Below are 12,471 nucleotides of genomic sequence, written 5' to 3' on the forward strand. Positions count from 1 at the left end.
AACGTATTAAAAAAGCTGCCCTAAAGTCATATTCGACTCGGACAGCTTATGATTTATTGTTTTAATTCTTCTATTCTTGCTGCAACTTTATCGCGTTTATCAAGATAATCGGTTTGTTTTTGTTTTTCCTCAGCAACAACATGTTCAGGTGCTTTGTTGACAAAGCCAGCGTTACTTAATTTCTTCTCAACCCGCTCAACTTCCTTGTTTAACTTTAATAGTTCTGCTTCTAGCCTAGCTATCTCTTTGTCCACGTCAATTAATCCAGCTAATGGCAAGTATAGCTCAGCTCCTGTGACCACAGCAGACATCGATTTTTCCGGAGCGGTTAGATCTGTCGCGATTGTCAACTCACTGGTATGACAAAATCGCTCAATATAGTGACGATTAGCAAGCAACTGTTCAGCAACCTTTGTATCACTCGCATTAATGGTGAGTACGATTGGTTTGGACATCGGTGTATCTACTTCTGCACGTATATTGCGAACTGCACGAATAATGGCAACTAAGCGATTCATTTCTGTTGCTGCTTGCTCATTTGAATAAACCGCATTTATCTCTGGCCACTGCGCTTGTGTGATTGACTGCCCTTCATGAGGTAAGTGTTGCCAAATTTCCTCTGTCACGAATGGCATAAATGGGTGAAGCATACGTAAAATACTGTCTAATACATGAATAAGAATTGATTGTGTTGTTTGTTTAGCTTTTTCATCTTCACCATACAATGGGAGCTTCGCCATTTCAATGTACCAATCACAGAAATCATCCCAAATAAAGTTGTAGAGATGGCGTCCTGCCTCCCCAAAATCATAGCGAGCGGTGTGACGATTAACCTGTTCTATTGTTTCATTTAAACGGGTCAGTATCCAATGATCAGCTACATTCTTTTCTGCTGACAGATTTACATGCTTATATTCCATCCCTTCAATGTTCATTAATACAAATCGTGAAGCATTCCATATTTTATTAATGAAGTTCCACGTTGATTCAACTTTCTCCCATTGGAACCGTAAGTCTTGACCAGGCGTTGAACCCGTTGCAAGAAAGTATCGTAATGCATCTGCACCATATTTATCAATAACATCCATTGGGTCAACACCGTTTCCTAGCGACTTACTCATTTTACGCCCTTCAGCATCTCGCACAAGACCATGAATTAAAACATCATCAAATGGACGTTGCTCTGTAAAATGCTTAGATTGGAAGATCATTCTTGCTACCCAGAAAAAGATAATATCATAGCCTGTCACTAAAGCGTTAGTTGGAAAGTAACGCTCAAAGTCTTGATCATTTAAATCAGGCCAATTCAATGTTGAAAATGGCCATAAAGCCGATGAAAACCAAGTATCTAAAACATCCGTATCTTGTTGCCAGTTTTCAAGATCAGCTGGTGCTTCTTTCCCTACATAAATCTCACCCGTATCTTTATGGTACCAAGCAGGAATACGATGCCCCCACCATAGCTGACGAGAAATACACCAGTCGCGAATATTATCCATCCATCGCAAATAATTACCTTCAAATCGCTCAGGAACAAAATTAACCTTTTCTTTTTTATCTTTTTGTAACTTCACGGCTTCATCAGCAAGAGGTTGCATATTGACAAACCATTGTGTTGATAAGTATGGCTCAACAACAGCCCCGCTTCTTTCGGAGTGTCCCACAGCATGCACATGTTCTTCAATCTTGAACAGAATTCCTTCATCTTGAAGATCTTTGACAAGCTGTTTTCGACACGCAAAGCGATCCATACCTTCGTATTTACCAGCCTTTTCATTCATTGTCCCATCTTCATTCATAACAAGTACGCGTTCTAAGTTATGACGATTACCTATTTCAAAATCATTAGGGTCATGGGCCGGCGTAATTTTGACCGCCCCTGAACCAAATGATTGATCAACATAGTCATCAGCCACAATCTCAATCTCACGTCCAACAATTGGCAAAATTACGGTTTTGCCAATCATATGCTGATATCGTTCATCTTTCGGATGGACAGCAACAGCTGTATCACCCAACATCGTTTCAGGGCGTGTCGTTGCAATCTCGATATGACCTGAACCATCTTTAAGAGGATATTTCATGTGATAAAAATGGCCTGTCACTTCTTCGTGAATAACTTCAATATCTGATAAGGCCGTTTTCGTAGCTGGATCCCAATTAATAATGTATTCCCCACGATAAATCAGCCCTTCTTGATAAAGTTTAACGAACACTTCTTTAACTGCCTCAGATAAACCTTCATCTAGAGTAAAACGTTCTCGTGAATAATCTAGGCCTAGACCTAACTTTTCCCATTGCGCTCTAATAAAAGAAGCATAATCCTCCTTCCATTCCCACGCTTTTTCGAGAAATTTCTCACGCCCAAGATCATAACGACTGACACCTTCCTCACGCAATTTACCTTCTACTTTTGCCTGCGTAGCAATACCTGCGTGATCCATCCCCGGCAAATAAAGGACATCAAATCCCTGCATTCTTTTCATACGGGTAATAATATCTTGTAATGTGGTATCCCATGCATGCCCAATGTGTAATTTACCGGTTACGTTTGGTGGTGGAATCACAACTGTAAATGGTTTTTTGTTTGGATCATTGGTTGCTTCAAAAAATTTGTGATCTACCCAATATTGATAACGGCCTTTCTCAACGGCTTGCGCATCATATTTAGGCGGTAAATTATGTGTTTGTTCTGACACTTGTATAACCTCCTTATTTTTTAGCTTTTATCAAAATAGACTTACTCATCATTACTTCCTAGAACAAATAATCTGTCTTGGACTGACACAAAAAAAACCCTAATCATCCTAAAAAGGACGAAAGGGTTTAACATTCCGTGGTACCACCTTTGTTTATAGCAATAACAAGCTATACACTTCATTTCAATAACGGTCTATAACCGGTTCAACCTAATAATAATCTATACGTTCGGTTAAACAACTCCAAGGCTACCTTCTGCGGTTAGGGACTAGAAACCTTTCAGCTATTGGTTTCCTCTCTATAAGTTTGACCAGCATACTCTTCCTCTTCATCATCTTTATTATATAGTTCTTTTCTATAACAGTTATTTTATCCAAAATAGCGTATAAAAGTCAATAACGATTTTCATAATCATGTCAACAAGTAAACATTTCAACTTCTTAAAACTTGTGCATATACTATGATAAAAGTTGATATTGATTTTGCTACAAACACATATACATTTTATTACATTTCGTGCGTTAGTGTTCATTCTTTGTTTATTAACTACTTTAGTAGAGTGTTATACTTTTCAATGAAAGGGTGGGATTATGTCTCGATATTATCGCTATCGCTTGCCACCATGGTGTCGAGAATGGCTTTTGGTGATTGAAAGGTGTTTACTTCCAATCTGTATCGTCCAACTAATCAGAACCTTATTTTTTCCAACAACACTTGATGTCTTTTTACTGGGTTTATTTATTGGCGTCTATGTTTCTTTTTACTTAAAATGGATATAAAATAAACCTCCAATCAGCGGGGGTTTTCGTCCGTCACTCACTGATGGTTAGCTGAGTGGAATCAGGACATCAGCGTCCGTTATCTCTCACCTGTTCTCTATTTTCGGGAGCGTTTTATGGACGCTTATCTGTAATAAATAGCGCGCAGCTTTTGAATTTAAATAGAAAAAGTGATGAACACTACTATTGAAAGGTGTCATCACTTTTTATTTTTACTTCGGCACATATATGATTTGACCTTGATAAACATCTAATGACTCTAACCGATTAGCCTCTTGTAATTTCATTGTATTGACACCATATTGTTCTGCTATACCCTCTAAAGAGTCTTGCTCCTGAACAATATACATTGTCATTTTTGTATACTGTTCTTTCTCTGAATCACTTTGGTCAAACAAATCTAACAAGTAGGTTGGTCGTTGTACAGTTTCATCTGAGTGACTTTCTTCTGCAACCTCGGCGTCAGGGGCAGTTTCTTCTGTTAATGGTTCACTGCGAATGTCTTCTTCAATCATTTCTTGAGCTTTATCGGGAACTATCTCTGGGTCAGGCGCAATCTCTTCCTTGGTCTCAATTTCTGTTTTTTGTCCTTCTAAATCTTCCCGTTGTAGTTGAATCACTTTATCATCTTCTTTATCTTCTTCCCCGTCTTTACTTTGCTCAGCCTCCTTTTCTTCTGCTTTAATTTTCAAATCAAATGTAATTCTATCTTCTACTTCGTCCGCTTCTTCTACTTGCTCATCACTATCTTCAGGTTCTTCCACTTCTTTAGTCTCTTCAACCCGATCGTGTTCCAGGCCTTGAATAACAAGAGATGCCTCTAATTCCAATTTACAAGATTCCGGTAAATGATAATCAAAGCTATCAACGCTTACGGATAACTCATCCATCCGTTTCACTCGTTCATGTGGAATAGAGATATCTACAGGGAAATGGTGTGAAAATTCGCAGATTCCATCCTCATCTCGAACAACCTTTTTAAAATAACGCCCTGTCACTTCTGGCTCATCTATATCAGATTGTTCATCCATTTCATCAGGTAAATACTCACCTGTTAAAGCAATGATTCCTCGTACTGAAACATAATCAGGAAAGGTTTGAATAGAAATTTCCGGATCAAGACCTATCCCTAACATTTCAGAAACCCCTTCTGACTTATGAAATAATAATGTTTCAGTTAAATCGAACTGAAATGACCTTGACTCTTGCTCAGGCATCAACTTTCCTCCTTTCAACTCAACACATCCTCATTAACAGATATATGATATTATCAAAAGAATATGTCAAGTTGTCAGCAGACTTCAACCAAGCCCTAACTTAGATTAACATGTAAATATGAACAAAAGACAAGAAAATTTTCTGTGGTCTATCCACTACATCAAACAGCTGAAAAAAGAAACGTGGCAAATAACAGTCTAGCGTAACATTACTAAGATAAGTGTCTACGTGATACAGGTTATAACCACTCTTTAAGTTATTTCTAGACTCAAAAGAAAACAGACGGTTATTATACGCCTGCTTGCTTTTAAGATCTCAATGTAAAAAAAGCTGTGAATCGATATCTAAATAAAATTCAGTTCGATTACAAGTAGATAAAATGACCACTTGATCAACACCGTTTATATGTATTATCGATTCAAACATTATCTGTAATTGGTTTTGGTCAACTGCGCATTTTTCTCTTATGGAGCATGGTGATAATGGCTTCAACATGACAGCATCCAAACCGTCACCTCCATCTTAGAATAGGCAAACCTTTACCTTTCTGATAAAATAGACGATAGTTTATAATAGACAAATAGTTTAGCAACTTATCATCGTTTTTAAAGCCAATCAACTTTATGACGGTATTGGCAGAGGAGGTTTTCATGCGTCAACAAAATCAATTAAGTGCATTTATTTTGATTGGAGTCGGTCTTTACTTTTTACTTCAACAATGGGACTTGCCGTTTTTAGCTGATTTTTCAACATGGCCTAGTTTGTTTATGGTCTTAGGATTGAGTTTGCTTATTCACGGCTATCTAAGTCGAGATCATGATAAAATTTTTCCTGGAACGATTCTTTTAGGACTCGGTATTCACTTCCATGCTGTTTCCGTTTATCCTGAATGGGTTGAACACTGGAGTGTTTATGCAATTATTATTGGGATAGCATTTCTCCTTCGCTATCAAAAGACGAAGGCTGGCTTGTACCCCGGATTAATTCTACTTTCCCTTGGTCTTTTCATCCTTTTATCAATGACAAATTCACAATTTGCTCAATCCATACATCAACTTATTGATTGGTTAGAGGATTATTGGCCCGTTGGCTTAATCGTTTTCGGCATCTATTTACTATTTAAAAAAAGATAGCATGAATGCTATCTTTTTTATCTGGTTCTTTGTCAAATGACGTTGGTGAGAATTTTTGCCGGCAATTTTATAGATGCATTTCACAAATATTCAAGTCGGATTATGCTGCTTGAATGTTTGTTTGGTTAGGTGCATTTTGGGCTGATTTCGATTCAATAGATCTTAACTTAGCTATCTACACGTAAATTCATTCGGGTTCGGTCAGGAAGTGATGAGACCCCTGCAGGAATAGCACGAGCTGAAGATCCACTCATGTGCGCGTTTGGTGCGCACATGAGTTAGCTGAAGCCGTGCCTGCTGAAAGCGAATCACTGGATGATCGAACCCATTTCTATTTTTAGAGAAATAGAAATGACGTTAGCGAAAGTCTACCCCCATTTCACAAACGCATGAAATGGAGAATTCCCTTCACCAACGTCAAATAGTATACAACCTTTTATCTTTATAGTAGATTGAGGCGCCCATATTTGTATACCTGTACACCAACCCAATCTTGTAACATTGATCAATTAAGCTTTACCCCCATTGGTGTGTGGTAAGTAGGAGCTAATGACACGCCATGCTTCTTCTTTTCCTTGGGCCGTTTCAGCTGAAAATGGAATAATCTGATCTCCATTTTCTAAAGCTAATGTCTCTTTAACACGCTTAACATGTTTGGCTACTTGTCCCTTTTTAATTTTATCCACTTTAGTAGCAATAACAAGAACCGGGATTTGATGGTGCTTTAGAAAATCATACATCGCCACATCATCATTTGTCGGTTGATGACGAATATCGATGACAAGTACAGTAGCTTGTAGATTTTCTCGTTCAGTAAAATACGTTTCCATCATTTTACCCCAGGCTTCACGTTCAGTCTTCGATACCTTTGCATAGCCATAACCCGGAACATCTACAAAGTGAAAAATGTCATTGATTAAGTAAAAATTTAAGGTTTGTGTCTTTCCTGGTTTAGAAGATGTACGTGCCAAAGCTTTTCGATTAATAAGCTTATTAATAAACGATGATTTCCCTACATTGGATCGGCCTGCTAATGCAATTTCAGGTAATCCTTCTGGCGGATATTGCTTAGGTGTTACAGCACTAATAGTAATGTCTGATTTTGTTACTTTCATGTTATTCCCCCACTAACGCATGTTCAAGTACTTGATCTAAATGGTCAACGGCAATAAAGGTTAGTGATTGTTTAACACTCTCAGGGATATCATCTAAGTCTTTTTCATTTTCCTTTGGTATGATGATGGTAGTCAACCCAGCACGATGAGCACTCAATGTTTTTTCTTTTAATCCACCGATAGGTAAGACTCGCCCACGAAGAGTGATCTCTCCTGTCATTCCTACTTCTTTACGCACGGGATGATTGGTTAAACTTGATATAAGTGCAGTTGCCATCGTAATACCTGCTGATGGTCCATCTTTTGGTGTCGCCCCTTCTGGAACGTGAATATGAATATCTTGTTTTTGATGAAAGTTCGGATCAATCTTCAATTGTTCCGCTCTTGATCGGATGTAACTCAATGCTGCGTGTGCAGATTCTTTCATAACATCACCAAGTTTACCTGTTAAAGCTAATTTCCCCTTACCAGGTACAATACTGACTTCAATCGCTAACGTATCACCACCTGCAGCTGTATACGCTAAACCTGTTGCCGTTCCAATTTGATCTTCTTCTTCCATCATACCATAACGATAGAGAGGTTTGCCTAATAATTTTTCTAATTGGTTTTCGGTAACCACAATCCGCTTCTTTTGTTCAGATACAAACAACTTTGCTGCCTTTCGACATAATGCAGCCAATTGCCTTTCAAGTTGTCGAACACCCGCTTCACGGGTATAACGCCGAATTAACTTTAATAAACCCTCATCACGCACTTGTAAGTTACCTTTTTTCAATCCATGTGCTGCTAATTGTTTTGGTAGTAAATAATTGCGGGCAATATGCTGTTTTTCTAATTCGGTGTATCCTGGAATAGAGATAATTTCCATACGATCTAACAGCGGTCGAGGAATCGTTTGTAAATGGTTAGCTGTTGCAACAAACATGACTTTACTAAGGTCATACGTCTCTTCAATAAAATGATCGCTAAATTGGCTGTTCTGCTCAGGATCTAATACCTCAAGCATAGCTGCTGATGGATCGCCTCTAAAATCATTTGCCATTTTATCAATTTCATCTAGTAACATCACCGGATTAATCGTTTCTGCTTTTTTCATACCTTGAATAATGCGGCCAGGCATCGCCCCAACATAAGTACGACGATGTCCTCTTATTTCGGCTTCATCTCTGACTCCACCAAGCGATAAGCGAACAAAACGGCGGTTTATTGCCCGGGCAATAGATTTGGCTAGTGAAGTCTTTCCTACTCCTGGCGGCCCAACCAAACAAAGAATTGGACCACGTAAAGACTTGGTTAATTGCTGAACAGCTAAATATTCTAAAATACGCTCTTTCACTTTATCCAAGCCGTAATGATCTTGATTTAAAATCGCTTCAGCGTGATCAACATCGAGGTGATCCTCTGTTTCATTTGACCACGGAAGGCTAACAAGCCAGTCTAAATAATTTCTGATAACCGCACTTTCTGCTGAGGTTTGTGGTACCTTCTCAAAACGCTTTAGCTCTTTTTCAGCCAGCTTCAAAATTCGGTCCGGCATATTACTTTGTCCTATTTTCTCTTGTAGGTCTGCGACCTCTCCTGACTTCCCATCTTTATCACCTAGCTCTTTTTGTATTGCCTTCATTTGTTCACGCAAATAATATTCTTTTTGCGTCTGTTCAATTGATCGCTTTACGCGTTGTCCAATTTTCTGCTCTAAACGCAAAACTTCTTGCTCATTAGAAATTAACTCCATTAATTGTTGCGCCCGTTCGTCGACATCAATCATTTCTAACAACACTTGTTTAATCGATAATTTAATTGGTAAATGTGAACTAATTAGATCTGTTAATTGTGATAAATCTGCAATATCAATAACACTTTCATAGGTTTCCTTCGATAATTTACTTGATAATTCAACATATTTTTTAAATTGATCCAAAAGGGTTCGCATCAACGCCGATTGCCTTGGTTCTTCAACCAAACCTTGCTCAACCAATTGGACAACTTCAACTAAGAAATAGGGGTCAGTCTGCTGAAAAGAAACAGCTTCTGCTCGCTTGATTCCTTCAACCAATACTCTAAATGTACCATTGGGCAACTTTAACATTTGTTTAACATAAGCAATCGTACCATTAAGATATAGATCTTCTTTCGTTGGTTCTTTAACTGCACTTTCTTTTTGAGCAACAAGTAAAATCTTTCGATCATGCATCATCGCCATTTCTAACGCTTCAACCGAATGCTTACGCCCAATATCCAAATGCATGACAACTGATGGATAAACGACCATACCGCGAAGCGGGAGTAGTGGTAATATCGGGTTTTCTTCACTCATAGAACGTCCCTCCCTGTTCTTTATTTTTATCATACCCATGTTTATCTCGAAATCACATATAAGTTTTTAAAAAAATCCGGTCTAAATAATCCAAATCTATGTAATGATGTAATAGAATAGAAAATCCCTTGCTTTACACAAGGGATTTAATAGCTAACAATTAAGCACTCTCCTTTGGTTCTTCATCAATCATCGAACCATCTTCAAGCAATAATTTGGGTCGCCCATTCTCAATTTCTACTGTATCCTTCGTAATGATACATTTTTTAATATCATCACGAGAAGGTAATTCAAACATGACATCTAACATAATCGTTTCAAGAATAGAACGCAAACCACGCGCACCCGTATTTCGTTCCATTGCTTTTTTAGCAATTGCTTCAAGCGCTTCCTCTTCAAATTCTAGATCTACATTGTCAATCTGGAAAAGTCGCCTATACTGTTTAACAAGGGCATTTTTTGGCTTAGTTAGTATTTCAATCAATGCCTCTCTATCCAATGGTTCCAAGCTTCCGATAATAGGTAGCCTTCCGATGAATTCAGGAATTAAACCAAACTTTAATAAATCTTCAGGTAAAACTTTTTGGAGCAACTGAGCTTTATCTAATTCATCGGAATCTGTTTCAGCTCCAAATCCAATTATTTTTTTACCTAGACGACTTTTAATAATTTGGTCAATCCCATCAAAGGCACCACCTACAATAAATAAAATATTGGTTGTGTCAATTTGAATAAATTCTTGATGCGGATGCTTCCTTCCACCTTGTGGTGGCACACTTGCTGTCGTTCCTTCTAAAATCTTAAGCAATGCTTGTTGAACACCTTCACCAGAAACATCTCTTGTTATTGATGGGTTCTCTGATTTGCGAGCAACTTTATCAATTTCATCAATGTAAATAATACCTTTTTCAGCTTTTTCCACATCATAATCTGCTGCTTGAATTAGCTTAAGTAAAATATTCTCAACATCTTCACCAACATAACCTGCCTCAGTCAGAGATGTGGCATCAGCTATTGCAAAAGGTACATTTAAGATTCTTGCTAATGTTTGAGCGAGCAACGTTTTACCACTTCCGGTCGGACCGATCATTGCGATATTACTCTTCGCAAGCTCTACATCATCGGTGCCACGCGTCGCATTAATTCGCTTATAATGGTTATAAACAGCTACTGAAAGATTCTTCTTTGCTTTGTTCTGTCCAATGACATAATCATCTAAAATCGATCGAATTTCTTGAGGTTTCGGTACATCTTTAAATTCTACTTCTTCATCTGTTCCGAGCTCTTCCTCGACAATTTCAGAACAAAGTTCAATACATTCATCACATATATATACACCTGGACCAGCTACTAATTTCCTTACCTGATCTTGTGTTTTTCCGCAAAAAGAACATTTAAGTTGGCCTTTCTCTTCATTGAACTTATACATATTACTCTCACCCCTCTATAATTAAAAAACAATACGTGTTGTGTTTAATCACGTATGATACGCTATATTTGGTTGATATGCAAAAGGAGAAGCAACTTAGGTGCCTATATCCCTATTACTTCTTCATCATATCAAATAACAGTAGATATTAAAAATAATACCTCTTAAAGTCCCTTTTTTAGTCTTACCCATTTACTTGAACGCTAAACGAGCATCCTTATTATATGTATGTTATCTTATGTAAAATTCAAAGTGATGTTAAGTGTATGTGTATTCGACTCAATATGTAAAAAGGTTTGGATGGTAGAAAACAAGGCGAAAAGTAACCGCCTTGTTTATTTATCCCTGATTTATTTGGTTTGGCTATGTTCAACCAAGAAATCAACAGCTTTCTTAAATTTCAGATCTTCTTTAATGGCATCCGTATTGCCACCAAGCATTTGAGTCAGTTGCTCAATTTCAATTTGATACATTTCTGCCATTGTCTTTAATTCTTCATTAACATCTTCTTCAGTTACTTCGACATTTTCCACCTCAGCAATAGCCTCAAGAACAAGGTTTGTTTGAACACGTTTTGATGCATCTTCTTTCATCTGTTCTTTAAGCGCATCTTCATCTTGACCAGAGAACTGGAAGTACATATCTAAGGTCATTCCTTGCTGCTGTAGACGCTGTTCAAATTCACGAAGCATACGATCTAATTCCGTCGTCACCATCGCTTCTGGAATATCGATTTCAGCATTTTCAGTTGCCTGATTAATGAGTGCTTCACGCTTTTGATTCTCTGCGTCAGATTGTTTTTGATTTTCTAATCGCTCTCTTGTTTTCTCTTTTAGCTCAGCTAATGTTTCTACATCATCATTTACATCTTTAGCAAATTCATCATCTAATTCAGGTAATTCTTTTGCTTTGATCTCATGAATCTTCACTTTGAAAGTTGCAGCTTTGCCAGCTAAATCTTCAGCATGATACTCATCTGGGAAAGTAACTTCAACTTCTGCTTCCTCTCCAGTAGCTTTGCCAATAAGTTGCTCTTCAAATCCCGGAATAAATGAGCCTGAGCCAATTTCCAACGTATGATTTTCAGCGGCACCACCCTCAAATGCTTCACCATCAACAAAACCTTCAAAATCAAGAACAACGGTATCACCATCTTCAACTGTTCCTTCTTCTTTCACAACAAGTTCTGCTTGATTTTGGCGTTGATTTTCAATATCTTGGTCAACATCTTCATCAGTAACCGTAACATCTTGCTCCTCAACTTCTAAGCCCTTATACTCGCCTAATTTAACTTCTGGCTTCACGGTAACATTGGCTGTAAAAATTAAGTTTTTACCTTTTTCAATTTGTGTAATATCAATTTCAGGTTGGTCTACCGGCGAGATCCCCGCTTCATCTACAGCGCCAGCATATGCCTCTGGTAAAATAATATCAACTGCATCTTGATATAAAGATTCTACGCCGAAACGTTGCTCGAATAACCCACGTGGAATTCTACCTTTACGGAAACCAGGTAGTTGTACATCCTTTACTACTTTCTTAAACGCCTGATCTAAGGCTTCGTTAAATTTTTCAGCATCGACCTCAACGGTTAACGTGCCTTGATTACCTTCTTGCTTTTCCCACTTAGCTGTCATTTATTTTCCCTCCATGCGTACATGTATAAATTTTATATTTGCCGTTCATTCATGATACATTATTTTTGATACAAGACCGAACGCAAATCAACCCTTTTATTATAACACAAACAAACGCGCTTTCAAGATTTACTATTTAG

At 37.8% G+C, this 12,471-nt stretch carries 8 protein-coding genes and 1 other annotated feature; of the genes, 1 reads left to right on the top strand and 7 read right to left on the bottom strand.

The genetic code is table 11. The annotated features are described in order from the left end of the window. Positions 1-53: 53 nt before the first annotated feature. The 3 genes from JOE23_RS10155 to JOE23_RS10165 all read right to left on the bottom strand — a co-directional run bounded on the left by JOE23_RS10155 (position 54) and on the right by JOE23_RS10165 (position 5,204). The gene (locus JOE23_RS10155; RefSeq protein WP_204438146.1) at positions 54-2,699 is read right to left on the bottom strand and encodes a valine--tRNA ligase; all 2,646 of its coding nucleotides are present in this window, start codon (positions 2,697-2,699) and stop codon (positions 54-56) included. Positions 2,700-2,809: 110 nt separating this feature from the next. Then, positions 2,810-3,041: a binding site (T-box leader), on the bottom strand. Positions 3,042-3,691: 650 nt separating this feature from the next. Further along, the gene (gene spoVID / locus JOE23_RS10160) at positions 3,692-4,696 is read right to left on the bottom strand and encodes a stage VI sporulation protein D (protein ID WP_204438148.1); all 1,005 of its coding nucleotides are present in this window, start codon (positions 4,694-4,696) and stop codon (positions 3,692-3,694) included. A gap of 316 nt (positions 4,697-5,012) precedes the next feature. Beyond that, the gene (locus JOE23_RS10165; RefSeq protein WP_204438149.1) at positions 5,013-5,204 is read right to left on the bottom strand and encodes a hypothetical protein; all 192 of its coding nucleotides are present in this window, start codon (positions 5,202-5,204) and stop codon (positions 5,013-5,015) included. A 143-nt stretch (positions 5,205-5,347) separates the two neighbouring features. Here JOE23_RS10165 and JOE23_RS10170 point away from each other — a divergent pair, with 143 nt between their 5' ends. Continuing rightward, a complete protein-coding gene (locus JOE23_RS10170) occupies positions 5,348-5,830 on the top strand; it encodes a LiaI-LiaF-like domain-containing protein (RefSeq protein WP_204438150.1) in 483 nt (160 codons plus the stop codon). A 509-nt stretch (positions 5,831-6,339) separates the two neighbouring features. Here JOE23_RS10170 and yihA read toward each other — a convergent pair. From yihA to tig, 4 genes are all read right to left on the bottom strand, one after another. Beyond that, complete coding sequence (gene yihA / locus JOE23_RS10175; RefSeq protein ID WP_204438151.1) at positions 6,340-6,945, bottom strand: ribosome biogenesis GTP-binding protein YihA/YsxC; 606 nt, start codon at positions 6,943-6,945, stop codon at positions 6,340-6,342. A gap of 1 nt (position 6,946) precedes the next feature. After that, positions 6,947-9,265 (bottom strand): endopeptidase La, encoded by a 2,319-nt coding sequence (gene lon / locus JOE23_RS10180; protein WP_204438152.1) that lies wholly within the window; start codon positions 9,263-9,265, stop codon positions 6,947-6,949. Between the two features lie 160 nt (positions 9,266-9,425). Then, positions 9,426-10,694, bottom strand: a complete 1,269-nt coding sequence (clpX, locus tag JOE23_RS10185; protein WP_017472745.1) for an ATP-dependent protease ATP-binding subunit ClpX — start codon at positions 10,692-10,694, stop codon at positions 9,426-9,428. A gap of 350 nt (positions 10,695-11,044) precedes the next feature. Continuing rightward, positions 11,045-12,331 (bottom strand): trigger factor, encoded by a 1,287-nt coding sequence (tig, locus tag JOE23_RS10190; protein ID WP_204438153.1) that lies wholly within the window; start codon positions 12,329-12,331, stop codon positions 11,045-11,047. Between the last annotated feature and the right edge of the window lie 140 nt (positions 12,332-12,471).

Origin of the sequence: Amphibacillus cookii, assembly GCF_016908375.1 — a bacterium.
GTDB classification, from domain to species: Bacteria; Bacillota; Bacilli; order Bacillales; family Amphibacillaceae; genus Amphibacillus_C; species Amphibacillus_C cookii.